Origin of the sequence: Streptomyces sp. NBC_00576 (assembly GCF_036345175.1) — a bacterium.
Lineage (GTDB): Bacteria > Actinomycetota > Actinomycetes > Streptomycetales > Streptomycetaceae > Streptomyces.
In genome coordinates, this window is the sequence record NZ_CP107780.1 from 9,850,348 (window position 1) to 9,875,252 (window position 24,905).

18 protein-coding genes and 2 pseudogenes are annotated in these 24,905 nt (G+C 69.3%); 11 read left to right on the plus strand and 9 right to left on the minus strand.

Translation table 11 applies throughout. The features are described 5' to 3' along the window. Nucleotides 1-5 precede the first annotated feature (5 nt). The 3 genes and pseudogenes from OG734_RS42820 to OG734_RS42830 all read right to left on the minus strand — a co-directional run. A pseudogene (locus tag OG734_RS42820) lies at nucleotides 6-482 on the minus strand (AbfB domain-containing protein); the annotation flags it as partial. A 209-nt stretch (nucleotides 483-691) separates the two neighbouring features. Beyond that, nucleotides 692-2,638 carry an RICIN domain-containing protein gene (locus tag OG734_RS42825; protein ID WP_330292765.1) on the minus strand — a complete coding sequence of 649 codons (1,947 nt, stop codon included), beginning with the start codon at nucleotides 2,636-2,638 and terminating at the stop codon, nucleotides 692-694. Nucleotides 2,639-2,966: 328 nt separating this feature from the next. Further along, nucleotides 2,967-4,406, minus strand: coding sequence for an RICIN domain-containing protein (locus OG734_RS42830; protein WP_330292766.1), 1,440 nt, complete (start codon nucleotides 4,404-4,406; stop codon nucleotides 2,967-2,969). Nucleotides 4,407-4,762: 356 nt separating this feature from the next. Between OG734_RS42830 and OG734_RS42835 the strand changes: the two genes are divergently transcribed. Further along, nucleotides 4,763-7,105 carry an alpha-L-fucosidase gene (locus tag OG734_RS42835; RefSeq protein ID WP_330292767.1) on the plus strand — a complete coding sequence of 781 codons (2,343 nt, stop codon included), beginning with the start codon at nucleotides 4,763-4,765 and terminating at the stop codon, nucleotides 7,103-7,105. Nucleotides 7,106-7,238: 133 nt separating this feature from the next. Next, entirely contained in the window at nucleotides 7,239-9,545 is a 2,307-nt protein-coding gene (locus OG734_RS42840; protein WP_443065126.1) for a family 43 glycosylhydrolase, read from the plus strand. Here OG734_RS42840 and OG734_RS42845 read toward each other — a convergent pair whose 3' ends face one another. Continuing rightward, complete coding sequence (locus OG734_RS42845) at nucleotides 9,546-10,862, minus strand: SWIM zinc finger family protein (RefSeq protein WP_330292769.1); 1,317 nt, start codon at nucleotides 10,860-10,862, stop codon at nucleotides 9,546-9,548. Beyond that, complete coding sequence (locus tag OG734_RS42850) at nucleotides 10,862-13,723, minus strand: DEAD/DEAH box helicase (RefSeq protein WP_330292770.1); 2,862 nt, start codon at nucleotides 13,721-13,723, stop codon at nucleotides 10,862-10,864. The genes OG734_RS42845 and OG734_RS42850 overlap by 1 nt, the downstream gene beginning before the upstream one ends. A gap of 248 nt (nucleotides 13,724-13,971) precedes the next feature. Here OG734_RS42850 and OG734_RS42855 point away from each other — a divergent pair, with 248 nt between their 5' ends. Together OG734_RS42855 and OG734_RS42860 are read left to right on the plus strand one after the other, a co-directional pair. Beyond that, nucleotides 13,972-15,024 (plus strand): acyl-CoA desaturase, encoded by a 1,053-nt coding sequence (locus tag OG734_RS42855; RefSeq protein ID WP_330292771.1) that lies wholly within the window; start codon nucleotides 13,972-13,974, stop codon nucleotides 15,022-15,024. A gap of 106 nt (nucleotides 15,025-15,130) precedes the next feature. Continuing rightward, nucleotides 15,131-15,313 carry a hypothetical protein gene (locus OG734_RS42860; protein ID WP_330292772.1) on the plus strand — a complete coding sequence of 61 codons (183 nt, stop codon included), beginning with the start codon at nucleotides 15,131-15,133 and terminating at the stop codon, nucleotides 15,311-15,313. A gap of 123 nt (nucleotides 15,314-15,436) precedes the next feature. On the opposite strand, the gene OG734_RS42865 is transcribed toward OG734_RS42860, so the two are convergent. The 3 genes and pseudogenes from OG734_RS42865 to OG734_RS42875 form a co-directional block, all read right to left on the minus strand. Then, nucleotides 15,437-16,342, minus strand: coding sequence for a hypothetical protein (locus OG734_RS42865; protein ID WP_330292773.1), 906 nt, complete (start codon nucleotides 16,340-16,342; stop codon nucleotides 15,437-15,439). A gap of 136 nt (nucleotides 16,343-16,478) precedes the next feature. Then, nucleotides 16,479-16,775: a hypothetical protein gene (locus OG734_RS42870; protein ID WP_330292774.1), complete on the minus strand. Its 297-nt coding sequence runs from the start codon at nucleotides 16,773-16,775 to the stop codon at nucleotides 16,479-16,481. A gap of 159 nt (nucleotides 16,776-16,934) precedes the next feature. After that, nucleotides 16,935-17,143: pseudogene (locus tag OG734_RS42875) on the minus strand (SAM-dependent methyltransferase); the annotation flags it as partial. A 143-nt stretch (nucleotides 17,144-17,286) separates the two neighbouring features. Between OG734_RS42875 and OG734_RS42880 the strand changes: the two are divergent. The 7 genes from OG734_RS42880 (at nucleotide 17,287) to OG734_RS42910 (ending at nucleotide 24,012) form a co-directional block, all read left to right on the plus strand. Further along, a complete protein-coding gene (locus OG734_RS42880; RefSeq protein WP_330292775.1) occupies nucleotides 17,287-18,063 on the plus strand; it encodes an MHYT domain-containing protein in 777 nt (258 codons plus the stop codon). A 63-nt stretch (nucleotides 18,064-18,126) separates the two neighbouring features. Next, nucleotides 18,127-20,655, plus strand: a complete 2,529-nt coding sequence (locus OG734_RS42885) for a sensor histidine kinase (RefSeq protein WP_330292776.1) — start codon at nucleotides 18,127-18,129, stop codon at nucleotides 20,653-20,655. Continuing rightward, nucleotides 20,652-21,089, plus strand: coding sequence for a roadblock/LC7 domain-containing protein (locus tag OG734_RS42890; protein WP_330292777.1), 438 nt, complete (start codon nucleotides 20,652-20,654; stop codon nucleotides 21,087-21,089). The genes OG734_RS42885 and OG734_RS42890 overlap by 4 nt, the downstream gene beginning before the upstream one ends. A 22-nt stretch (nucleotides 21,090-21,111) precedes the next feature. Next, complete coding sequence (locus OG734_RS42895; protein ID WP_330292778.1) at nucleotides 21,112-21,525, plus strand: DUF742 domain-containing protein; 414 nt, start codon at nucleotides 21,112-21,114, stop codon at nucleotides 21,523-21,525. Nucleotides 21,526-21,703: 178 nt separating this feature from the next. After that, on the plus strand, nucleotides 21,704-22,309 hold the full coding sequence (locus OG734_RS42900; protein ID WP_330292779.1) for a GTP-binding protein: 606 nt from the start codon (nucleotides 21,704-21,706) through the stop codon (nucleotides 22,307-22,309). A 145-nt stretch (nucleotides 22,310-22,454) separates the two neighbouring features. Beyond that, on the plus strand, nucleotides 22,455-22,868 hold the full coding sequence (locus OG734_RS42905; RefSeq protein ID WP_330293999.1) for a roadblock/LC7 domain-containing protein: 414 nt from the start codon (nucleotides 22,455-22,457) through the stop codon (nucleotides 22,866-22,868). A gap of 127 nt (nucleotides 22,869-22,995) precedes the next feature. After that, nucleotides 22,996-24,012 carry a DUF6397 family protein gene (locus OG734_RS42910; RefSeq protein ID WP_330292780.1) on the plus strand — a complete coding sequence of 339 codons (1,017 nt, stop codon included), beginning with the start codon at nucleotides 22,996-22,998 and terminating at the stop codon, nucleotides 24,010-24,012. A gap of 14 nt (nucleotides 24,013-24,026) precedes the next feature. Here OG734_RS42910 and OG734_RS42915 read toward each other — a convergent pair whose 3' ends face one another. Next, a complete protein-coding gene (locus OG734_RS42915; protein WP_330292781.1) occupies nucleotides 24,027-24,896 on the minus strand; it encodes an acyl-CoA thioesterase in 870 nt (289 codons plus the stop codon). Nucleotides 24,897-24,905 lie beyond the last annotated feature (9 nt).

The following is a 24,905-nucleotide window of genomic DNA, read 5'->3' on the forward strand; positions in this document are numbered from 1 at the left end:
TCAGCTCAGCTCGTCACCCGGAAGGTGGCGTCGCTGCGTCCCGTCGCGGTGCTGATCGGGTCGAGCCGCAGTTCGTACGCGTAGTGCCGGATGTACCGGTCCGGGTAGTTGTACGACTGGAACGAGGACCATGCCGGGTCGGCGAGCCCGGCGAGCCGGCGGAAGGTGGCGTCCGCGGCGAACTGGCTGGTGCCATCGTTGTGGACGAGCTGGAAGTCGTATCCGGCGTGCCTTAGGAAGTACCCGGGGAAGTTGACCGACTCGAAGGAAACGGTGCCGGTGCCGGTCAGGCCGGGGCGCAGCCGGAACTGCGCGTCGGGGCCGCTGATGTTCGGGTCGATGCGCACGTCGAAGTCGGTGTGCCGGACGTACCGGTCCTGGAAGTTGAACGACTGCAACCGGTTGATCGCCGTGTTGGGCCAGCGAGCCTGTACGCGGCTGTCCTCGGCGGCCGTCAGGTTCAGGATCGAGCCGTGGCGCTTTGTGACCAGTATCGCCGACAGCCGTGCGAGAACAGCGGACATGTGTGTTCCCTGTCTTTCTGCGGGGGCCTCAAGAGAGTGCGGGTCTTGGGTGACGTTCTGCGGGCGCGGGGTGCCCAGGCGCCCGCGCCCGCAGAGGGCCGTCACCGTCACTCCTCACAACAGGCCGAGGAGCGAGAGGGGCGGAGGTCAGGATCAAGTGGTCAGGATCAGGAGGGGACGATCTGCCACTGCTGCTCGCTGCGCGCCGCGTACGGCTGCTGCTCGACGGCCGCTCCGTTGGCGGTGCTGGCCTCGTCCACGGCGAGCGAGAGCCCGCTGTATCGGTTGATGAGCAGGTAGTGCCCGTCACCGGTGGGTGTGACGGCCCAGTGCTGTTGTGGGGCGCCGGCGTCTCCCCAGATACCGACGATGCCGCCGTCCGCGCGGGAGAGACCCGCGACCTCCAGGAGCTTGCCGCTGGCCACGCCCTTGATCTTGTAGTAGCCGTCGCCGGTCTTGACGAAGGTCCACTTCTGGTTCGGCTGGCTGAGCCAGGGCCATTGCAGGACGTGGGTACCGTCGGTCTTGGCCTGGTTCTCGACGTCGGCGACCTTGCCGCTGTGCCGGGCGACCAGCCGGTAGGTGGTGCCGTCGCCGGGCAGTGTGGTGGACACCAGTGCCGGCTTGACCGACCGGCCGCCGATCCTGACGCCGCTGATGTTGGAGTAGCCGCCGGTGGCCGCGTTGACCTGGATCCGTACGAAGCCCACGTTCCGGTTGGGCCACTCGACCACCTTGGTCTTGCCGTTTCCGGCCCAGGTGCCGGTGGCGACCTGGGTGAAGGTGACCCCGTCGGTGCTGGTCAGGATCGTGTAGGAGGTGATGTCGCCGTCGGTGGAGTTGCTGCGGCTCCACTGCTTGGGCAGGTATTCCAGGGTGGAGACGTTGCTCCAGACGCCGCCCAGGTCGATGGTGACGGACTGCGGCAGCGACAGGCCATATGTCGACCAGCAGGTCTCGTAGCGGGCGTCGCTGAGTCCGTCGATGGCGTTGAACGGACCCTCGCCGGTGTGGAAGCCGGTGGCGTACGCGTTGACCGGTGTGACGGGATGCTCGGCGCGCAACAGCTGGGTGGGCAGCGGCGGCCTGGAGGCGTTGGGGCTCCACGACGCGCCGACCTCGGCGAGCCGGTTGACGACGTTGGTGTCCAGCAGGCCGTTGCGGTTGGGCGGGCAGTTGAGGATGAACGAGGTGTACTTCGGCTCCAGGTCGGCCAGGTGCGAGAGGATCGCGGCCTTGCTCATGAGGCCCTCGGTCGGGGTGGAGGGGTGCCAGAACCAGCCGTTGCTGATGGTCTGCCCCTGCATACCGGCGTAGGTGTTGCCCGCCGGCGCCGTGACGCCCAGCGGCTCCTCGAAGAAGATCGCGTCTCCGAGGAACGGCTCCGACAGTCCGCCGAGGTCGATCATCACGCAGTCCGGCTGCAGCTCTTTCACCAGCGAACGGATCTGTGGGTAGGAGACGGCCTGCTGCCCCATCTGCCATGCGTAACCGTCGGTCATGAGCATGTCGATGGTGCCGTAGTTGGTGAGCAGCTCGCGGATCTGACCGAGGATGAAGGTCATGTGACTGGGCTGGATGGCATCGGTTATCTGGAGCCCGGACACCTTGTGCCGGCTCTCCCACGCCTCGACGCCGAAGGTGCGGTCCCAGACCGAGTAGTACAGCCCGACCTTCAGCCCCTTCGCCCGGAAGGCGTCGCAGTACGCCTGGACGACGTCGTGCTTGTACGAGCTGTTCGCGACGTTCTGGGTGCCGTACGCGCTCGGCCACAGGGCGAAGCCGTCGTGGTGCCTGGTGGTCAGGAAGCCGTAGCTCATCTTCGCGGCGACCGCCGCGTCGGCCCACTGCGCGCAGTTGACACTCGGGGGAGCGAAGCGGGTGGGGCTCTGGTTGGGTTCCGCCCACTCCTCGTTGGTGAATGTGCCCAGGCTGAAGTGGTTGAACATGCCGAACCGCATGTCGACCATCTTGCTGAGGTTGGTCTGGGTGTCCGCGGCGAACGCCTGTGACAGCAGGCCGGAGAAGCCGGGGATGAGCGGCAGGGCGGTCGCGGCGGTCGCCGCACCCGCCGCGCCGAGAAACGTACGGCGATTCATTCTTGATGACGACATGGCCCACTCCTGTGTGGATCGATGGCATTGCCTGCGGTGACGACGTGGCGGGGGCGGCGCTTGCGGTGACGACGTGGTGGGGACGGTCGACGGCGGCCTGGGTAGCGGGGTGTGCCGGCAACTCGATGGAGAAACATCGGATGTATTAAGAGATGCCGTCAGGCGGTCTGTCTACGGTTGCGACAGAAATCGCCAGATCAGCATCCCGATTGCAGCAGAGGGGCGCGTTCGATCCTCAGGGTGAGCGACTCGATACATGGGGGGTATGCAGCCCCAACAAGTCGAGCGAGGGGGTGACTTGACTCTGTTGTCCGCACCCGGACGGTCGTCATGCCGCGCGCCGCTGGAACTGCTGGTTGGTGCCGGTGCCGCAGGGCCACTGGATGAGGCGGGCGCCGTTGGTGGTCGACGCGTCCTTCACGTCGAGGCACTTGCCGCTGTGCCGGGCGACGAGCCGGTAGTAGCCGCCGCCCTGGTCCTGGAACTGGAACTGCTGGTTGGTGCCGGTGGTGCAGCGGTACTGGTTGACGAAGGCACCGTCGCTGGCGGAGTTGCCCGCGACGTCCAGGCACTTGCCGCTGTGCTGGGCGAGGATCTGGACGTATCCGTTGCTGGTGTCCTTGAGCCGCCACTGCTGGTTGATGCCGCCGGCGCAGGTGTACTGGAGGGCGACCGCGCCGTCGGCGGAGGAGTTGTCGGAGACGTCGAGGCACTTGCCGCTGTGCCGGGCCGCCAGGTTGTAGTAGGGGCCGCCGCCCGAGCCGGTGACCGTGCCGGCCTCGGTGTCGATGGAGATCTGCGGGTACCACGGCAGGTTCATGGTGGTCCGGGTGGGGAAGGCCAACGGGAGCCAGACGTACTGGGAGTCGTTGACCGTGCCGCCCATGGAGTTGCCCCAGCGGTCGCCCAGGTAGAGGTACGAGGTTCCCGTGGCGCCCTGCACAGGCAGCACGGACGTGGTCTGGGAGCCGTAGCCGGTGTCGTCGCCGACCTCGGTCATGGCGGTCCAGGGGCCGACGATGCTGGTGGCGGTGGCGTACTTCTGCTGGTTGGGCTTCCAGCCGCTGTTGCCGGAGGTGAGCATGAAGTACACGCCGTTGCGCTTGAACAGTGCCGGCGCCTCACGGAAGGTGCCGGCCCAGGGGTTCGCGGTCAGGCTCTCGTAGGCCGTGTAGTCGGCGGTGAGTCTCCAGATCTGCAGGTCGGCGTTGCCGGCGGCGGAGGTGATCTGGTACGCCGTGCCGTCGTCGTCCTTGAACAGGGTCATGTCGCGGGACGTGGTGCCGGTCGGGGGCCGGAAGCTGCCTTTCCAGGTGTAGTTGCCGTCGATGGTGTCGGAGACGGCGACGGCGGCGCGGGCCTGGTTGTAGTCGGTGCCGTTCTCCTTGTGCATCCACATCACGAACTTGCCGGTGGTGGAGTTGAAGACGACCTTGGGCCGCTCCACGTTGGCGACCGCCAGTTCGGGGGCGCTGGCCTGGGTCAGGACGTTGTTCCTGAACTCCCAGGTTTTCAGGTCGGTCGAGCGGTAGGCGGAGACGGCCTTGAACGTGTTGTCGGCATTGCGGTTCTCGCCGAACCAGTAGTAGTACGAGCCGACCTTGATCACCCCACCACCGTGGGCGTGGACGACGGCCCCGGTGGAGTCGGTGAACTGCGTGGCGTTGGTGATGAGGGCCGTGGCCGCCTGGGCGGGGGAGCCGGTGACAAGGAAGGCGGTCACGCCCAGGAAGGCGGCCAACACATGGGTGAGGGCATGACGGAGCATCTGGATTCACCCCAGTGAGGTTTGTGATCTGTTTGGTTGTGTGCGACTCCGTTTGGGGACGGTAGGGGGGAAGTGAGGCCTCGTCAACGCCTTGGACCATTACACATCCGATGTCTTCAAGGGACTCCGTCCTACTCTCCAGTTCGTGGTCTTCCGATTCGCACGAGTTTCGACGGACCTCTAGACACGGCATGGTGTGTTGCTGATTAATACATCCGATGTCGCTTGGGTGAAACGCACACCTCTGTGTGACTCCTGTGTTTCGCCGCCTCCGAGGTGACCCATCCGATCTGTTCGGCCCCGACGCTGAGCCGCAGCACTTGTGTGCTGTCTTGTTGACAATCAGGAGAAGGACCTTGTCACAGTCGATCACTCGACGAAGAGTGCTGGCCGGTATGGCGGCCATGACGGTCGCCGCCGCTGTCACCCCGACACTGGCGGCACCCGCCCATGCTGCTGCCGCCGGTGAGCCGTTGCCACTCCCTCCGCTGCGGATCCCCAAGCTCGACCTGGGTGTTGAGCAGCAGTCCGACGAGAAGATCCAGTGGTTGCGGGATGCCAAGCTCGGCATGTTCATCCACTGGGGTGTCTACTCCGGCCCGGCCAAGGGCGAGTGGTACATGGAGAACGCCGCCGTCACCCCGGAGAACTACAAGAAGTACGTCACGGAGGTCACTGGCGAGCAGTTCACCGCGAGCGCCTACAACCCGGGCGACTGGGCCCAGTTGGCCAAGGACATGGGTGCGAAGTACACGGTGCTCACGGCTCGTCACCACGAGGGGTTCGCACTGTGGCCGTCCACGCACCCGAACGCCTGGCACGCCGGGCAGGCCCCGCTCCAGAAGGACTTCATCGGCCAGTACGTCACCGCGGTACGCGATGCCGGGCTGAAGGTGGGCCTGTACATCTCGCCGCTGAGCTGGCGCTACCCGGGCTACTACGACGTAAACGGCACCAACTGCCTGACCAACAAGTGGGGATACACCACGGATCCCGCGCACAAGGAGAACGCGCGGATCATGAAGAACGAGCTGTATCAGCAGGTCAGGGAGCTGGTCACGCAGTACGGCAAGATCGATGACCTGTGGTGGGACGGCGGCTGGCTCGGCCAGCAGGGTTCCGACAGGGACGGCGCGTTCTTCTGGGAGCCGGGCAAGTTCCGCGACCCGGCGAACCAGTGGCCGGTGGATTCCGCCTACAGCGAGACCGATCCCGACACCGGCAAGCCGCTGGGGCTGACCGGGCTGGTGCGCAAGCACCAGCCGGACATCGTCACCACCCTGCGTTCGGGCTGGATCGGCGACTACGCCAGTGAGGAGGGGCCCTCCGTGCCCTCCGGCGCGATCCGCACCGGCAAGGTGGCGGAGAAGTGCTTCACCATCGGAGGTGCCTGGGGCTACAAGGCCGGCACGAGCGTGATGGGCTTCGGCACGGCCATGAACATCCTGGTCAACGCCTGGGTGCGGAACATGACCTGCCTGGTCAACGTCGGCCCTGACCGCACCGGTGTGGTGCCCACCGCCCAGGCCGACCTGGTGCGCAGGATCGGTTCCTTCCTGACCACCTGCGGCGAAGCCGTCTACGACACCACCGGCGGCCCCTGGCAGCCTCTCGACGGCAAGTACGGCTACACCTACAAGGGCAACACCTTCTACCTCCACCTGCTGCCCGGCTACAGCGGCACCTCCTTCACCACCCCCTCGATCGGGGACGCCCAGGTCACCCGGGTCTACGACGTGGCCTCGGGCACCGAACTGCCGTACTCGGTCAGCGCGGACGGCAAGGTGACGGTCACCGGGATCAACCGGACCCGCATCCCCGAGGACAGCGTGGTCGGCGTGAGCCTGGACCGCACCGTCCAGCCGGCGGACATCGCCGCGGGCAGGACCGCCACCGCCAGCAGCCAGGAGACGTCCAAGGGCAACACGGCGGCGAAGGCCGTCGACGGCTCCACCGCCACCCGCTGGTGCGCCAACAACGCCAACAGCGGCAACTGGCTCAAAGTCGACCTGGGAGCGGCCAAGTCGGTCACCGGCGCCCGTATCGCCTGGGAGCTGGACGCCACCAACTACCGCTACCGGATCGAGGGCTCCACCGACAACGCCACCTGGACCACGCTCGCCGACCGCACCAGCACGACGAGCACCAGCCAGGTGCAGACCGTCGTACTCAGTGCCCAGGCCCGCTACGTACGCGTCACGGTCACCGGACTGCCCTCCGGGGTCTGGGCGTCCATCCGCGACCTGGAGATCTACGACCGGCCCTTCACCGCGGACCTGGGCACCTTCCGGCTGGTGAACCGCAAGAGCGGCAAGGCCATGGACGTCAGCGACGCCTCCAGCGCCGACGGAGCCTCCATCATCCAGTGGCCCTCGACCGGCGGCACCAACCAGCAGTGGAAGCTGCTGCCGAACAGCGACGGCTCCTACCGCCTGGTCAACGTCCGCAGCGGCAAACTCCTGGAGAGCCCGGACGACTCCGTCAAGGGCGCGCCCCTGGACCAGTCGTCCGATGACGGCGGCGACAACCAGTGGTGGAAGTTGGTCCCCTCCCAGACCAGCGGCTACTACCGGCTCGTCAACGTCCGCACCGGCTGGTGCGCCGACGTCAAGGACGCCGCCACCACGGACGGTGTCAAGGTCATCCAGTGGCCCACCACCGATGGATCGAACCAGGACTGGCAGCTCCTCGCCCAGTGACGGCGTGCCGGCCGGCGGGCTGCCCGCGTCGGACCGCGGGGAACCCAGCCGGGTGACTGATCGTCGGAGCCGGCGCACGCATCCACGACACCGGCAGCCAAGTCTTCTTCAGGGATGTGAACCCATGCACAGCGTGAGACCTCGGGACCGCCGGAGATTCGGGCCGGGCGCTCTGGTCGCCGTGGCCGTCGCCTCGCTCCTGGCGGGCGTGGTCGGCCCGGCTGCCCCCGTCCAGGCGGCGGAGATCACCGACGGCCTGGCCCTCTGGTACAAACTCGACGCCACCTCGGGCACCGTGGCGGCGGACGCCTCGGGCCACGGCAGGAACGGCACCGTCAACGGCACCGCGAGCTGGTCGGATGCCGGCGAAGGGCTCTCGTTCAACGGGTCGAGCACCTACATCAAGGTGCCGGACGACATCATGAGCGGCATGAACTCGATCACCGTCTCGATGGACGTGCAGATCGACGCCACCCAGACCACCCCGTACTTCGTCTACGGCTTCGGCAACGCCACCAACGGCAGTGGCAACGGGTACCTGTTCACCACCGGCGACTCGCTCCGGACCGGCATCGCTTCCGGGAACTGGACCACCGAGCAGAACACCCGGACCTCCGCCGCGCTGCAGCGCTCGGTCTGGAAGCACGTCACCTACACCCAGACCGGCAACACGGGCATCCTCTACCGGGACGGCGTGGAGGTGGCCCGTAACACGGCGGTCACCGTCACCCCGGGCTCCATCGGGTCCGGCACCACCACGGCCAACTACATAGGCAAGTCGCTCTACACCGGCGACAAGCTCTTCAAGGGCAAGATCCGCGACTTCCGCGTCTACAACCGTGCGCTGGCTCCCGGCGAGGTCGTCCAACTCAGCGGGAACACCACGGGCATTGCCGCGGCCACCCACCCCGCACTGAAGATCGACGCCATCGTCGACGACGCCCGCAGCAAAATCACCCTCCCGTTGACCGACGGCACCGACCTCACCGCGCTCGCCCCGCAGTTCTCCCTCGTCAGCGGCGCGTCCATCAGCCCTGCCTCCGCCACCCCGCGCGACTTCACCAAGCCGCTCACGTACGAGGTGACCGGCTCCGACGGCCAGAAGCGCACCTGGACGGTCGAGGCGCTGATCATGAACAGCCCGGTCCTGCCGGGGCTCACCGCCGACCCGAACATCGTCCGGTTCGGCGACACCTACTACATCTACCCGACCACCGACGGCTTCGCGGGCTGGAGCGGCACGAAGTTCAAGGCGTACTCCTCCAAGGATCTGGTCCACTGGCAGGACCACGGCGTCATCCTCGACCTCGGACCCGACGTCAGTTGGGCCGACACCCGGGCGTGGGCCCCGACGACGGCCGAGAAGAACGGGAAGTACTACCTCTACTACTCCGCCGACACGAACATCGGTGTCGCCGTTTCCGATTCACCCACCGGCCCGTTCAGGGACCCGCTCGGCAAGCCGTTGATCGCCCGCGGCGCCTACACCGGCCAGATGATCGACCCGGCGGTCTTCACCGACGACGACGGGAAGCAGTACCTCTACTGGGGCAACGGCCGGGCGTACGTAGTCCCTCTGAACGACGACATGGTCTCCTTCGACGCCTCCAAGGTCACCGACATCACCCCGAGCGGCTACACCGAGGGCACCTTCGTCATCAAGCGCAAGGGCACCTACTACTTCATGTGGTCGGAGGGTGACACGCGCGACGAGAACTACCGGGCCGCCTACGCCACCGGCTCCTCGCCCACCGGTCCCTGGACCAAGCGGGGCGTGATGCTGGAGAAGGACCTCGCCCTAGGCATCAAGGGCCCCGCCCACCACTCCGTGGTGCAGGTGCCGGGCACCGACGACTGGTACATCGCCTACCACCGCTTCGCCATCCCCGGCGGTGACGGCACCCACCGCGAAACCACCATCGACAAGCTGGAGTTCGACTCAAGCGGCCTGATCAAGAAGGTCGTCCCCACCCTGAGCAGCATCGCTCCGCTCCCCACTCTGCCGACGGACACCACCCGCTCGCTCCAGTCGGTCAACTTCACCGGCCGCTACGCCGCCGCCCGCTCCGACAGCCTCGGCTACCTCGACCCGGTGACCTCCTCCAGCACCACGGCGGTCAAGCAGAGCGCCACCTTCACCGTCGTCCCCGGCCTGGCGGACCCCGCCTGCTACTCGTTCCGTGACTCGTCCGGCCGCTACCTGCGCCACAAGGACTACCGGATCCGCTTCGACGCGAACAACGGGTCGACGACCTTCAAAAGCGACGCCACCTACTGCGCCCGGCCCGGTTCGGCCACCGGCTCGGTCAGCCTGGAGTCGTACAACTACCCCGGCCGCTACCTCCGCCACTACAACTACGAGCTGCGCATCGACCCCTACCAGGACACCGCCACGTTCCGTGCCGACAGTTCCTTCAAGGCGGTCAGCCCCTGGACCTGATCACCTTCCCTCGCTCGCCGGGGCCGTGTACTCCGTCAGGGCCAGCGCGGTCGCCGGATCCTGGGCCGCCCGCCCGGCGGGCATCCAACGGCCGCTCCGCTTCAGGTACGGCCACCAACGGCCGTCACGCCCCAGGCGCAGCTGGTTGTCCGCGCCGACCACCGTCCACCGGTTGCGTATCGCCCGCAGTGTCGGCCGCTCGTCCTCGTCCCAGGCCGAGTCGAGCGCGGCACGCGCGCGTGCGAGCTGTTCGCCCTTGACCGTCCACTCCTCCTCCAGGACCGACAATGCGGCCGTGCCACCCAGCCGCCAGGCACGGACGGCCGCGGCCAACTGCTCCCGGCTGCGGCCCGATCCCTCGGCGAGCCGGTCCGAAACGGTCCCCGAGGGGCTGCTCACGGCCAGTCGAACGGTGTCCTGATCCACCGTCAGCTCCGCTTCGACCGAACGCTGTTCATGACCGGACCCGAGTGCCTCGGCAAGCAGCCGATGCGCCTCTACGGCTGTCCGTGCGGCCAGGAACTCCAGCGCGCCCGGGTCCACCCCGGGCGCGGGCGGGACGTCGGTGTCCAGAGCCGGCGGTGTCCCGGGCACGTCGGGCAGCAGCGGCAGGGCAGGGAGCGCAGGGATGATGTCCCCGGCCGCGAACGCCTCGGCAGCGTCCACGCCCTCCGGCTCGGCGGACCCGCCGACGGAAACCGCGCCACGGCTCTGTATGTCGTCCAGCAGGGCGCGCTCGCCGCGTCCCCGCATCAGCAGCAGGACGAAGGGATCCTGGTCCAGCAGTCGCGCCACCTGGTAACAGAGAGCGGCCGTATGACCGCAGTGGTCCCAGGCGCCGCAGTCGCACTTCGGCTCCAGATCGCCCATGCCGGGCAGGAGTTCGACTCCGGCAGCAGCGGAGTCCTCCACAAGGTGCGGGGGCATGTCCCGGTCGAGCAGGGCCGCGATATGGCCGGCCCGCTCGACCGCCATGTCCAGAAAACGGTCCCACTGTTCGTCGGACAGCTCCTGCAGCAGGACATCGGAGCGGTGCGTGGTGCGGTCGCGGTCCTGGACGACGGCGGTGATGCGTCCCGGGCGCACCGACACGGCGCCCACGGCTCCCGCGCGCGCGAGCCGCCGGCCCACCCGCACCTGTTCGGAGTCCAACGCCGCGTCCTCCAGCGACTTCAGCCAGGCACGCCCCCACCATGTCTCCGCGAAACTGCGCCCTCGTGGGGGAGGGAGCGCGGCGAACGTGCGCTCCAGGCCGGCGCCGGACGCGTCACTCGCGTACGCATCGCCCTCGTAGTCGTCACTGTCGTGCTGATTCATCACGCGCCCCCTCGCAGTCGCACCAGGTCGGCCAGTTCCGTGTCCGTGAGTTCCGTGAGCGCGGCCTCTCCGGAGCCGAGCACCGCGTCGGCCAGTGCCTGCTTGCGGTTCAGCATCTCGGCGATGCGGTCCTCGATCGTGCCCTCGGCGATCAGCCGGTGCACCTGTACCGGGCGGCTCTGACCGATGCGGTACGCGCGGTCCGTTGCCTGGGCCTCGACGGCGGGATTCCACCAGCGGTCGTAGTGCACGACATGCTCGGCCCTGGTCAGGTTCAGGCCTGTGCCGGCGGCCTTCAACGACAGCAGGAAGACGGGTACTTCACCCTCCTGGAAACGCTCCACCATCGCCTCGCGTCCCGCGACGGGCGTGCCGCCGTGGAGGAACTGCGTGGGCACTCCGCGTGCCGCCAGATGCCGTTCCAGGATCCGCGCCATCTGCACGTACTGGGTGAAGACAAGAACGCTCGCCCCCTCGGCGAGGATGGTGTCGAGCAGTTCGTCCAGCAGTTCCAGCTTTCCGGAGCGACCCGCGATGTTCGGCCGGTCCTCCTTGAGGAACTGCGCCGGATGGTTGCAGATCTGCTTCAGACCGGTCAGCAGCCTCACGATCAGCCCGCGCCGGGCCATGCTGTCGGCGCCGGAGATCTCCGCCAGCGTCTCTCGTACCACGGCCTCGTACAGGCCTGTCTGCTCCTTGGTGAGCGACACGGCACGGTCGGTCTCCGTCTTCGGCGGCAGCTCGGGGGCGATACCCGGGTCCGACTTGCGCCGCCGCAGCAGGAACGGGCGTACGAGCCGGGCCAGACGCTCGGCGGCGGCCGGGTCCTGACCGCCCTCGACGGACTGCGCGTAGCGCGAGCGGAAGGTGCCGAGCCGGCCCAGCAGTCCCGGGGTCGTCCAGTCGAGGATCGCCCACAGTTCCGACAGGTTGTTCTCAACGGGGGTGCCGGTGAGCGCCACGCGCGCGCGTGCACCGATGGACCGCAGCTCCCGGGCGGTCTCGGAGTACGGGTTCTTGACGTGCTGTGCCTCATCCGCCACGACCATGCCCCACGGCTCCTCGGCCAGCCGCCGAGCGTCCAGGCGCATCGTGCCGTACGTGGTGAGTACGAACTCGCCGTCGGCCAGGGCCTCCAGACTGCGCCGCGACCCGTGGAAGCGGCGTACCGGCGTACCGGGCGCGAACCGCTCGATCTCGCGCTGCCAGTTGCCCATCAGGGACGTCGGGCAGACGACGAGGGTGGGCCCCGCTGCCGACGCGTCGGTCTGCCGGTGCAGATGCAGCGCGATCAGCGTGATCGTCTTACCGAGGCCCATGTCGTCGGCCAGACAGCACCCGAGCCCCAGGGACGTCATCCGGGCGAGCCAGTTCAGGCCCCGAAGCTGGTAGTCGCGCAGTGTCGCCGCGAGCGCGGCCGGCTGACCGACCGGGTCCTGCGCGTCCGGGTCCGAGATACGGTCCCGCAGGGCCGCCAGCCACCCGGTGGGCCGCACCTCGACCTGGCGCCCGTCGACCTCCGTGGAGCCCGTCAGGGCGGCGCTGAGAGCGTCGACCGGCGTGACCTTGCGGTCCTGCTGCGCGTGGGCGCGGCGGACCTCCTGCGGGTCGACGAGGACCCATTGGTCGCGCAGCCGCACCACGGGGCGGTTCGCCTCGGCGAGACGGTCCAGCTCATCACGCGTGAGTTGCTGGTCACCCAGTGCGAACCGCCAGTTGAAGGCGAGCAGCGCGTCGGCGGACAGGAACGACGGTGTGTCCGAAGGGACCTTCCCGGGGCCTGTGTCGTCGTCGGGCGGGCCGACGACCGCGCGGGCTGTCAGCTTGCGGGCCAGCTCCTTGGGCCAGTGCACCTCGACCCCGGCGGCGGACAGGGCGCGGGCGCCTTCCCCGAGCAGCTCGGTGACCTCTTCGTCGGCCAGTTCGACGGCGTCCGGCACGGTTGCGGAGAGCAGCGGCGCGAGCGGCGGCCAGGTCCGGGCAGCGCGGCGTAGTGCGAGCAGGGCGTCCATCCGCGCGCGCGGGCCGAAGGCGCTGCTGGGAGCGCCGACCGAAGCCCACACCTCGGCCGCGTCCGCGACCAGTCCGGGCTCGCTCACACTGTGCACCTGCAGCACGGCCCGGAACCGCAGGGCCGTCTCGTCCGGCCCGGCCGACGCCAGCCCCGGTACCTCCACCCGCAGTGAGATCCGTACGCCCGCGTCGTGCCCGGCGGCGACCTCGGCGGCCCACGGGCGCTGCTCCGGCACGTGCTGCGGTTCCGGCACCGCGTAGGCCGCCCCGCCGGCGGCGAGCGAGGCGGCGGGGGAGCGGGGCAGCGCGTCGGCCACCGCGTCCAGGAAGGCGCGCAGCAGCCGCTCGGGGTCGGGCAGCCGAGGCGGCCCCGTGGCTTCCAATGGCACGGCATGCGCCTCCGGGGGCATCGCGGCGGCGAGTTCGCGGACGCGCTCCACATCCGGCGCGCCGAGCGGTCCGGCCCGCCATGCGTCGTGGTCGCCCGCGGAGAGGCCGGGCAGCAGCAGTCCGCGCGCGGCCAGTTGCAGGGCGAGAACGGCGGCCGCACCCCAGAAGGCCGTCGCCCGATGTCCCTGTGAGGCGGCACGCGCCCGCGTGAGGACCGGCAACGCCGCGCGCACCGGGAGCAGGACGGCGGTCACCGTGGTCGGTGCGACACCTCGGTCGCCCGCCAGGATCACGGTCAGGTCGCCGACGGTTCCGGCGGCGACGACGGGGGGCGCGTCGCCGTCGGGCCGCCAGAACGCGACCAGGCCGCTGCGGGCCGGATCGCCAGGCACGAACACGGCACAGCAGCGGGCCAGTTCGGAGATCTCGGAGGGGGTTGCCGCGGGAATCCTCTGCACAGCGATGGCCGCATTCCTCAAATTTGACTACTGGGTCCGAGCCGCCGAGGGTACAGCACCCCGGCGACCTGCCCGGCATCGCTGAGCCGTGACCCGGGTCACCTTTCCCGGAGGTGTCATCAACCCCCTGGAGACAGCGGGGCTTTCCCCCGCAAGGAAACGGGTGGTGGCGCCATGGTCGCCAAGGGTGACCATTTCGTACGTTTCCTCAGGTCAGCCCGATCCTCGAAGAGACCCGGAGACCGACCATGCCGCAGACCGCTGTCCTCGCCGCCGAACCTCCGGGGACCCCTTCCGCGCAGTCCGGCGGCAGCGAGTTCGCGCCCCTTCTGCGGGCCGTCAAGGGGCAAGGGCTTCTGGAGCGGCGGTACGCCTGGTACGCGTCAGGGATCCTCGCCAACCTGCTCGCTCTGGCCGTGATCGTCACCGGCATCGTGCTGATCGGCAGCTCCTGGTGGGTGCTGCTCCTCGCCCCGCCGCTCGCTGTGTTCTGTGCGCGTACAGCCTTCATAGGTCACGACGCGGGCCACTCACAGATCACCGGCAACAGGGCCATGAGCCGTGCGATCGGCCTGCTCCACGCCGACCTGCTGCTGGGGATGAGCTATTCCTGGTGGGTCGACAAGCACAACCGCCACCACGCCAACCCCAACCACATCGAGAAGGACCCCGACGTCGTCGCCGACGTCCTGGTGTTCACCGGCGAACAGGCGCGGCATCGCACCGGCTTTCGACGCTGGCTGACCCGCAATCAGGCCTGGCTCTTCTTCCCGCTCACCCTCCTCGAAGGCATCGCTCTCAAGATCTCCGGTTTCAAGGACCTGCGCCGACAGGCACCCCGCGAACGAGCCGTGGAAGCCGTGCTCCTGGTGACCCACGTCGCCGCGTACACGACGCTGCTGCTGACCTCCCTCTCGCTCGGCCAGGCAGTCGCCTTCGCCGCCCTCCACCAGGCTCTGGTCGGTCTCCACCTGGGCATGGCCTTCGCCCCCAACCACAAGGGCATGGAGATGCCCGATCCCGACGGCGAGCGCTGGGGTCATCTGCGCCGCCAGGTGCTCACCTCGCGCAACGTCCGCGGCAGCGCCCTGACCGACTGGTTCCTCGGCGGCCTCAACTACCAGGTCGAGCACCACCTCTTCCCGAGCATGCCCCGCCCACATCTGCGGCTCGCCCAACCGATGGTGCGCGCCTACTGCCGTGAGTTGGGTATCTCCTATACGGAGACGGGGCTCGTCGACTCGTACCGGCAGGCTCTGCGGCACATGTACGAGGTGGGAGAGCCCCTCAGGGGCGAGTAGGGGTCGCATCTCAGGGGCGTCTCAGGGGCGCGGTCCGGAACCGTGGGAGGCGCGAACCCGTTTTCCAGAGCAGAGAGCGGCCGTGGCCGCGAAGGAGGCGACACTCATGTCGAGGAACGCGAAGATCGCCGCAGGGGGCGTGGCAGTCGGGCTCATCCTGTTGATCTGGTTGCCCTGGTGGGCCGCGCTGCTGATAGTGCTGGGAGTTCCGGCGGCTGCCTATCTCACGCTGGACCCCGCACAGCGGCGCAGGCTGCGCCGCGTCACACGTAAGGAGATCGGCCGCTGAAGCGGCGTCGGCTGAATTCCCGCGCGCCCTACTCCGGCTGACGCCCCGCGTGGCACACAGGGCGATCGGCGTGACCTGTGCCGCCCGGAAACACGGGATCCGGGCGGCATGGGCCGGCGGGGCTCAGCTCGGGCGTACAGCCATCCTGTCGAGCGCTTCGAGGAGACCGGGCAGCTCCGGGCCCCGGCCCACCGGCAGCACCTCTCCGGGCTCGTCGTCGAGCAGGACGAAGGCGATGTCGTCGGTCCTGGCCACCATCGACCAGCCGGGACCGTCGGCGCGCAGCGTCCGCGCGTCGCCGGGAGCGAAGGAGGAGCGGACGCGGCCGAGGGGCGGAGGAGTCTCCACGTACGCGCGTGCCTCCGTGAGGACACGCCGGATGCCGGCCCGGGACCGGCTCACGGTGCCTTCGGCCTGGCTCGGGGTGGCCCCGGCCGGGGCCGCGGTGTCCGCAGGCCGATCGGTGTCCGCCCCGGGCCCGTCCGGCTCGCCCTCGGGTGCCGCCGGCCTGCCGCCCGGAGGGCTGAAGTCCTCGTCGCTGAGCTGCTCCCGCCAGGTCGCCCACTGGAGAGCGATCTGGTCGGCGCCTAGGCGCCGCTGGGCCGGGCCCCACGAGGCGGTGTCCGGCGGAGCAAGAGGCGGTCGGTCCGTGAGTTCGGGGCCCGGGTCGTGCGGCGCGGGCACGTCGGGAGCCGCGACGGCGACCGCGAGAGGCCAGCCGGGGAGGGCCGCGACGACGGTGTGCTCCTCCGGCGACAGGTCGTACTCCATTCCGCAGTCCCACGACGCGATCGCGACCGCGACCAGGGAGACGTCGTCGATGACCACGGTCCACCGCGCGCCGTCGCCGTCCTGGCCGAGCACCAGTCCGTACCCGTCGGCGAGAGGCGCGAGGCCGAGCGCCGCACAGGCCTCCGGATAGTCGTCGCCCAGCACACTCGGGAACTGCGCGGGCGTCAGCAGCATCGCCGTGAGCACATAGAGCGCGTCGTCCGCGGTGGCGACGGCTCCCTCGTCCGTCTCTGCCATCCCAGCCTCCCCATCGGTTCGTCCATCGGCGCGCACCCTAATCCGAGCGGAAGGCCGTTGTCACGACTCCCACCCCATCCGGAGCTGCTGCTTTCCTGCCGGACAGGGGGGAATCGACCAGATGTTCCCGCTTCGGTCAGGCTGTCGGCAGCCCAAGGAGTTCCCGGGCGACCGTCCGCGGCGACTCGTCGCGCTCCCTGGCCAACGCGATGACAGCACGGCACGCCAGCTCGTTCACCCCGAACGACAGTGCCTCCGGAGACACCCAGGCCACGGCCTCGTCCATCCGATCCTGGTCGTCCTCCACGCACGCCGACACATACACGGCAGCGGCCTCGAAGAGATTGTGCGTGCGCTTCTCCCGCCCCGCGCCTTCCTCCGAGCGCCAGGAACGGAGAAATCTCGTGAACGATTTATGGATACCGCCGAACATGCGGACCACCCTTCCCCCTGTGTGGTTGCCATGGTTGATCGTTCATCTGCTGTTGTCCAACGTAGAGTTGGAGTTCCGGCGGCAGAAGAGGGCACGTGCGGTGAGGTGCTCCGCACGCCGATGACCGCGCAGGTCACGCCAGTCGGACGGCCAGCGAAGTAGCTTCTCGGCCGGATGCGGCAGGTGCGCGGTCAGCTCGCCGCGAACACCGCGTCGAGCGGCTCCGATCCCGCTCCCAGGACCACTCCCGAAGGCCCCACGGCGGCACGTAGCGGCGTCAGGGCGTGCCCAGCGCCACGGTCGGCGTCCAGCACGCGGGCGGAGAAGAACTCCTGGACGTGTGTGTGGTCGTCGCTCATGTTCCGCATGATCCCGCACGGACGAGAAGTACCGCACAGCGCACACGTTCGAGCTGGACGCGATCGTTCAGGCGCAATTCCCTGCCATATTTCAATACCTTTCGAAATGCGCCCCCTTTGCGCGCCCGTCCCCCCACTAGCGTCCCGTGGTCATGGGACACCTGGACCACGCCGCCTTCGGCTGGCTGACCCCCGTACTGTCATACGTGATGGCCTGCATAGGGGCCGCCCTCGGGCTGCGCTGCACCGTCCGTGCGCTCGGCGCGACCGGGCGCTCGCGCCGCAACTGGCTTCTCACCGCCGCCTCCGCGATCGGCACCGGCATCTGGACCATGCACTTCGTGGCCATGCTCGGTTTCAGTGTCGGCGGCACCGACATCCGCTACGACGTGCCGCTGACCATCCTCAGCCTCCTCGTCGCCATGGCCGTCGTCTCCACCGGAGTCTTCGCCGTCGGCTACGGGCACGATCGCGCCCGGGCGCTCTTCGTCGGCGGCCTCACCACCGGGCTGGGCGTGGCGAGCATGCACTACCTCGGTATGGCCGCGGTACGGCTGCACGGTGATGTGAAATACGACCCGGTGCTCGTCGCGCTCTCCGTGGTGATCGCCGTCGTCGCGGCCACCGCGGCCCTGTGGGCGGCGCTGAACATCCGGTCGCCGATCGCGGTGACGGTCGCTTCACTCGTCATGGGGGCGGCCGTCAGCAGCATGCACTACACCGGGATGTTCGCGGTGCACGTGGACGTCACGCCTTCCGGCGAGGTGCTGCCCGGGGCCACGGCGATGCAGTTCATCTTCCCCCTCGCCGTCGGCCTCGGGTCCTATCTCTTCCTGACCTCGGCGTTCGTCGCCCTGTCGCCGACGGCCGGGGAACGCGAGGCATCCGAGTCCGCCCAGCGACCGGTCGAGAGCGTCGCTGCCCGTTAGGAGCGCGCACAGGGCCTGCGCGGCCCGCGCGGCACGCCCCGAACCACCACGAGCGAGGAGGCCATGCGTACACCCCGCAGGACACCCACAGCCGCCCCCGGGGCGGCGCTCCCGGTGCGCGGACGCCGGGCGCACGCCGGTCCGCCGGCCGATGAAGTCTCCGAGGAGCCCCTCGGGGCTCTGCCCGACGAGATACCCACGCGCGCGGGACGCTGGCGTATGCGGCCGGGAACCGTCCGCGCCAAGATCGTCTGCCTTCTGATGGTGCCGGTCGTCTCCCTGCTCGCGCTGTGGGCGTACGCCACTGTCACCACAGCCCAGGACGTCGCCCGGCTGCGGCAGCTGCAACGCGTCGACACTCAGGTGCGTGCCCCGGTCGCCGCCGCCGTCGCCGCACTCCAGGCCGAACGCGAGGCCGCCGTACGCCACGCCACCGATCCGGCCGCAGTCCCAGGCGTAGACCTCACAACGTTGGGCGAGCGCACCGACGGGACCGTGGCGAAGCTGCGCCTCGGCGACCGCAACACCGTCGCCGACGGCGAGGAACTGCCCGCCGGAGTGGCGGACCGCCTGGAGACCTTCGTCGCCGACGTCGAACAACTGCGCACCCTGCGGACCTCGGTCCTCGACCGCCGTACCGGTTGGTCCGAGGCGTACGCGCAGTACACGAGGACCATCTCGGCGGCCTTCGCCGTGGGCGGTGCGCTCACCGGCATCCAGGACGCCGAACTCGGCTCCGACGCGCGCGTGCTGCTCGAATTCTCCCGCGCGGGAGAGGCGTTGGCGCAGGAGGACGCCGTACTCGCCGGGGCGCGGCTCGCCGGGCGCCTCGACGGACAACGGCTGCGGCTGTTCACCGGGGCCGTCAACACCCGCCTCACCCTCCTCGAAGCCACCGTCTCGGACCTGCGCGGCCCGGAACGAGCCACCTGGCAGAACCTCGCGGCAGGCAGCGCGTACGCCACTCTGGCCGCCGTCGAGAACAAGGTGCTCGGCACCCGCCCGGGCGTCAGGGCGATCGCTGCCGCGCCCGAAGCCACCTGGACCAGGACACACGCACGCGTGCAGGGCGGTATGCGGGCCATCGAGGCGGACGCGGGCCACGACGTCGCGGACCGGGCCGACCCCTTCACCCGGGGTCTGCTCACCCCGGCCGGCGCCGCGGTCCTGCTCGGCCTCGCCGCTGTCGCCGCGTCCCTGGTGATCTCCGTACGCATCGGACGCGGCCTCGTCGTCGAGCTGGTGAGCCTGCGCAACAGCGCCCTGGAGATCGCCCGCCACAAGCTGCCGCAGGCCATGCTGAAGCTGCGCGCGGGAGAGGAGATCGACATCCGGGCCGAGGCACCCCCCGGACCGCCCGCCGAGGACGAGACCGAACAGGTCGCGGAGGCCCTCGGCACCGTCCACCGCGCCGCCCTGCGCGCCGCCGTGGAACGCGCGGAACTGGCCAGCGGCATCTCCGGGGTCTTCGTCAATCTCGCGCGCCGCAGCCAGGTCCTCGTGCACCGCCAACTGAGCCTCCTCGACAGCATGGAGCGCAGATCCGACGATCCGAACGAACTCAGCGACCTGTTCCGGCTCGACCACCTCACCACCCGTATGCGGCGCCATGCGGAGAGCCTGATCATCCTCTCCGGAGCGGCACCCGGCCGGGCCTGGCGCCTGCCGGTCTCCCTGACGAACGTGGTCCGCGCCGCCGTCTCCGAGGTCGAGGACTACGCGCGCGTGGAGGTACGACAGTTCCCCGAGGCGTCGGTCGCGGGCACCGCCGTCGCCGACCTCACGCATCTCCTGGCGGAGATCGTCGAGAACGCCGCCCAGTTCTCACCTCCGCACACCAGGGTGCGCATCACCGGCGAACCGGTCGGCAACGGCTACGCCGTGGAGGTCGAGGACCGGGGACTCGGGATGGGCAAGGAGACCCTCGCCGAGGCCAACCGCCGCATCGAACAGTCCGAGGCGCTCGACCTGTTCGACAGCGACCGGCTCGGCCTCTTCGTGGTCAGCAGGCTCGCTGCCCGGCACGGCATCAAGGTGCATCTGCGGACCTCGCCCTACGGCGGCACCACCGCGGTCGTCCTGCTGCCCACGGCACTGCTGCACGGCGGCGCGGCGGACCGCTCTCCGCGCGCCGCGGTGGACCGGGAGCGAGCCGTCGAACGCGAGTACGCGCGCGTGCCCGCTGCCGCCGACCCGCCCCAGGAACCGGTCCAGGCATCGGCGGACCGCCCCGCACTGGTGGCTCCCGCACAGGCCTCCGCGGAGACCGCCCCCGAATCGCCACCACCACGGGTCACCGCCCTGCGGCTGCACCGTCCGCCCGAGGGCCCCGTCGAAGAGGAGGAGTCCGACGACCTCCCGCGACGCGTCCGCCAGGCACACCTCGCCCCCCAACTGCGCGAACAGCGCCCCGAAGAGCCGGCCCGGACGCCGGGCTCCCGAAGCGAGGACAAGCGCACCCCCGAGGCCGTACGGGACCGCATGGCGGCCTACCGCGACGGCTGGGTGCGCGGCGGCGGCAGCTCACCCGGCCGCGGAGCCGGCCCAGGCCCCGAAACCGGCAGAGACAGCAGCGAAGGAGACCGCGCATGATCAAGGACCCGAGCACGAGGGCGGAGCGGCGGTCCGGCGAACTCGACTGGCTGCTCGACGACCTGGTACTGCGTGTCAGCGAGGTGCGGCACGCGGTGGTGCTGTCCAACGACGGCCTCGCGGTGGGCGCCTCCACCGATCTCAAGCGCGAGGACGCGGAGCATCTGGCCGCGGTCGCCTCCGGCTTCCACAGCCTGGCCAAAGGCGCCGGACGGCACTTCGGTGCCGGTGGCGTGCGTCAGACCATGGTGGAGATGGACGACGGCTTCCTGTTCGTCGCCGCCGCCGGTGACGGCTCCTGCCTCGCCGTACTCACCGCCGTGACCGCCGACATAGGTCTCGTGGCATACGAGATGGCACGGCTGGTGAAGCGCGTGGGCGAGCACCTCCACACGGCGCCGCGAGCAGCGGCGCGCCCGCACGCCGCCGGATGAGGCGAGAGGGCGGCCCGCACAGATGACCGAGGACACGACAGGCACCCTGCAGGAGCCGGGCAGCCAGTGGTACGACAACGAGGCCGGGCCCCTCGTCCGCCCGTACGCCATGACGGGCGGACGCACCAGACCCGGCCCCACTGGGGTGCGCTTCGACCTGATCGCGCTCGTCACGCTCGACACGGGCGCACCCGGCATGGACGACGACACCGTGCTCGGACCAGAGCACCGGGCCCTCATCGACCTGTGCCGTACGGAGACGCAGTCCGTCGCCGAACTCTCCGCGGGCACGGACCTCCCCGTAGGGGTGGTGAGGGTGTTGCTCGGCGACCTCCTGGAGCTGGGCCGCGTCATCGTCAGCCGTCCGGTACCGCCCGCACAACTGCCCGACGAACGCATCCTGCGAGAGGTGATCGAAGGGCTGAGGGCGCTGTAGAAGAGAGACGTGGAACCATCCGGACCAGGCCGAGTTGTGCCCTCTTCCGGACACCTGACGGGCGCAAGCCGCTCCCGTCGGGCTAATAGCGGTCCAATCCCCCGACGGGGAACAGTCGTTGCCATGATGCTGCCTACGGACTTCGACCGTTGCCGGCACCTCCCGAGAGAAGTGATCGATGGTCTCCGAGCACTCCGACGCCACGGACGACGAAATGTCAGCCCTGGCGTTGAAGATATTGGTCGCCGGCGGATTCGGCGTGGGCAAGACCACCTTGGTGGGCGCGGTCAGTGAGATCAGGCCACTGCGAACCGAGGAACTACTGAGCGAGGCCGGCCAGTTGGTGGACGACACCGACGGCGTGGACCAGAAGGTCACGACAACCGTCGCCATGGACTTCGGCCGCATCACCATCCGGTCGGGCCTCTCCCTGTACCTCTTCGGTACGCCGGGCCAGGACCGTTTCTGGTTTCTGTGGGACGAACTGTCGCAGGGCGCCCTCGGAGCCGTCGTCCTCGCGGACACCCGCCGACTGGAGGACTGCTTTCCCGCAGTGGACTACTTCGAGCACCGGCACATCCCGTTCGTGGTGGCCGTCAACTGCTTTGCCGGCGCCCGGGCCTACGGAGCCCAGGACGTGTCGCGCGCCCTCGACCTCGACCAGGGCACGCCAGTGGTGCTCTGCGACGCCCGCGACCGCGATTCGGGCAAGGAAGTACTGATCCGGCTGGTCGAGTACGCCGGGCGGATGCACACCGCCCGGCTGCTCGACTCGGTGAGCTGACACGAGGAGCACGCGGCTGATCCCCCGCAACACCGTTCCCTCTGCGCCATGAACCCGTCCTGCTTGCTCGGAGGGCGGCCGTGGGGAAGGCTGGCTGACCGGATCCTTCGGCTTGGAGGACCTGCCGCACGGGGAGATCACAAACATGGCTCAGAACCAAGGACTTGGCTGGCTGCTGGACGATCTGACCGAGCGTGTCGAACACATACGACATGCGCTGGTCCTGTCGAACGACGGGCTGGTGACAGGCGCGAGCGCGGGACTTCGACGTGAGGACGCCGAACATCTCGCCGCCGTGTCCTCGGGCCTGCACAGCCTGGCGAAAGGCTCGGGACGCCACTTCGGCGCCGGCAAGGTACGTCAGACAATGATCGAGTTCGACGACGCGGTGCTGTTCGTCACGGCGGCCGGTACCGGTAGCTGTCTGTGCGTACTCGGCGCTGCGGACGCCGACATCGGCCAGATCGCATACGAGATGACACTGCTCGTCAATCGGGTCGGCGAACACCTCGACGTGGATGCCAGGCAACCCGAAAACATCCCGACATCAGAGGCCTGACCTGCGAATATGCTGCTCCGGTGAGAGTTATCCACAGGCTTGCCCGGGTGGGCGCCGAAGCGGCTACGGTTTTTCCCGAGGCCGGCGCACACGGCGCGGGCCAGCCACTCCACGGGGGAGACCGACCATGTCCGCCACCGGCATCACACAACCCGCCCAGACCGCCGTCGTACCGGCCACCGGCAGGCTCCACACTTCCGGCGCACCCTTTGCGCCGAGCCGTGCCGCACGCGAACTGGGGCTCAAACGACGCGAGTTCGACCTCGCGATCCATCTCGGGTGCGTCCGGACCGTTCCTGACGAAGGGGGCGGCGGCCGACGCGTCGGCCGCGACGAGATCGACCGGCTGCGCAATGACCAACGCTTCCCCGAAACGCTGCGCGAACGCGTCCGAGCGGTGGGCACGGCGGATGGCGCGAAGCTCATGCATGTGACTCCCACCCGGTTCACCCGCCTCGCCCGGCTGGGGCTGGTGACGCCGGTGAACTTCTACCTCAACCGCTACCGGGCCGTGGTCTGGCTCTATCTCGCCGACGAACTACGGCAGTTCGCGGCCGGCAAGGACACCGCCCCGCTGCTGACCGGCCGTACGTCCCAAAGTCTGCGGGACCAACTCGAAGCAGGATTTGACCTGCGGTCCCGCAACTGGCGGGGACGGCAACTGGGATTCCTGCTCCGAACGGCCGACGGCCCGTGGGCGCGAGCGGCAGTCGTGGCGTCCTTCCTCGACCCCGCCCAGGTCGCGGAAATCGTCAACGACCCGTACGAACGCGCTTACCTGAACCGCTTCCGGCCCGAACAGTCGGCCCACGGCGTGCCGGGGTCGCCTGCCGCCCGACTGGCCGAACGGATCATGACCGCGGACGACCAGGACGAGATCGGCTGGCTCCGCGCAGACCTGACCGAAACCCTGGCCGAGGCCCGTGACCACCGACCCGCACCTCGCCCGAGGTCGGAACACGCCCCGCTCCCGTACGAAGAGCTCGAACAGGAGCACGTCCGGTCCTCGCCCCCGCTGCAGGTCAGCCGACCCGAGGTTTCCGAGCAACCCGGGGCACCTGAGCGAACCCGCGGCCTGTTGAGCCGCCTGCGCGGCAGAAACCCACGACCCGCGCGGGACCGCAGGCGCGCCGCGCGAGTCTGAACCGGACGGGGCCCTCAGCTCAGCTTCCGGAACAGACCCTCCTGGACCACGGAGACGAGCAGCCTGCCCTCGACGTCGTAGATCCGGCCGCGAGCCAGCCCGCGCCCGCCCGTGGCGATGGGGGACTCCTGGTCGTACAGGAACCACTCGTCCGCGCGGAACGGCCGGTGGAACCACATGGCGTGGTCCAGCGAGGCCATATCGAAGGTGCGTGGGCCGAACAGGGGCTCCACCGGGAGTCGGACGGCGTCCAGCAGCGTCATGTCGCTGGCGTACGTCAGCGCACACGTGTGGACGAGCGGATCGTCCCCCAGCGGGCCGACCGTGCGCATCCACACCGCGCTGCGCGGCTCCAACTGCTGGACCTCCTCGGGGGTCCAGAGCAAGCGGTCCACATAACGGATGTCGAAGGGCTGACGGCGCGCCATTCGCTCGAACTGCTCGGGCAGCGCGCCGAGATGCTCCTTGATCTCCTGGGTGACGTTCGGCAGGGACCCCGGATCGGGGACCTTCCGGGCCGGCGGCAGCTGATGTTCGAAGCTGCCTTCCTCGGGCTTGTGAAAGGAGGCGGTGAGATTGAAGATCGTGCGGCCCTGCTGCACGGCCGTGACCCGCCGGGTCGTGAACGACCGGCCGTCACGGACCCGTTCGACCTGGTACACGATCGGCACGCCCGGACGGCCCGGGCGCAGGAAGTACGCGTGCAATGAGTGCACCGGACGTTCGCCGTCCGTGGTGCGCCCGGCGGCGACCAGCGCCTGGCCCGCCACCTGGCCGCCGAAGACCCGTTGGAGGGATTCGTCGGGGCTGCGGCCACGGAAGATGTTGACCTCGATCTGCTCCAGGTCCAGCAGGTCGACGAGTCTCTCGGCTGCGTTCGTCATGGGTGCGAT

What these genes read in the sequence shown, in the direction of transcription:
- OG734_RS42900 (WP_330292779.1), top strand. Translation starts at nt 21,704, where the DNA reads ATGGTCTCCGAGCACTCCGACGCCACGGACGACGAAATGTCAGCCCTG.
- OG734_RS42890 (WP_330292777.1), top strand. Translation starts at nt 20,652, where the DNA reads ATGATCAAGGACCCGAGCACGAGGGCGGAGCGGCGGTCCGGCGAACTC.
- OG734_RS42845 (WP_330292769.1), bottom strand. Translation starts at nt 10,862, where the DNA reads ATGAATCAGCACGACAGTGACGACTACGAGGGCGATGCGTACGCGAGT.
- OG734_RS42870 (WP_330292774.1), bottom strand. Translation starts at nt 16,775, where the DNA reads ATGTTCGGCGGTATCCATAAATCGTTCACGAGATTTCTCCGTTCCTGG.
- OG734_RS42825 (WP_330292765.1), bottom strand. Translation starts at nt 2,638, where the DNA reads ATGTCGTCATCAAGAATGAATCGCCGTACGTTTCTCGGCGCGGCGGGT.
- OG734_RS42830 (WP_330292766.1), bottom strand. Translation starts at nt 4,406, where the DNA reads ATGCTCCGTCATGCCCTCACCCATGTGTTGGCCGCCTTCCTGGGCGTG.
- OG734_RS42860 (WP_330292772.1), top strand. Translation starts at nt 15,131, where the DNA reads ATGTCGAGGAACGCGAAGATCGCCGCAGGGGGCGTGGCAGTCGGGCTC.
- OG734_RS42915 (WP_330292781.1), bottom strand. Translation starts at nt 24,896, where the DNA reads ATGACGAACGCAGCCGAGAGACTCGTCGACCTGCTGGACCTGGAGCAG.
- OG734_RS42880 (WP_330292775.1), top strand. Translation starts at nt 17,287, where the DNA reads ATGGGACACCTGGACCACGCCGCCTTCGGCTGGCTGACCCCCGTACTG.
- OG734_RS42885 (WP_330292776.1), top strand. Translation starts at nt 18,127, where the DNA reads ATGCGTACACCCCGCAGGACACCCACAGCCGCCCCCGGGGCGGCGCTC.
- OG734_RS42895 (WP_330292778.1), top strand. Translation starts at nt 21,112, where the DNA reads ATGACCGAGGACACGACAGGCACCCTGCAGGAGCCGGGCAGCCAGTGG.
- OG734_RS42905 (WP_330293999.1), top strand. Translation starts at nt 22,455, where the DNA reads ATGGCTCAGAACCAAGGACTTGGCTGGCTGCTGGACGATCTGACCGAG.
- OG734_RS42910 (WP_330292780.1), top strand. Translation starts at nt 22,996, where the DNA reads ATGTCCGCCACCGGCATCACACAACCCGCCCAGACCGCCGTCGTACCG.
- OG734_RS42855 (WP_330292771.1), top strand. Translation starts at nt 13,972, where the DNA reads ATGCCGCAGACCGCTGTCCTCGCCGCCGAACCTCCGGGGACCCCTTCC.
- OG734_RS42865 (WP_330292773.1), bottom strand. Translation starts at nt 16,342, where the DNA reads ATGGCAGAGACGGACGAGGGAGCCGTCGCCACCGCGGACGACGCGCTC.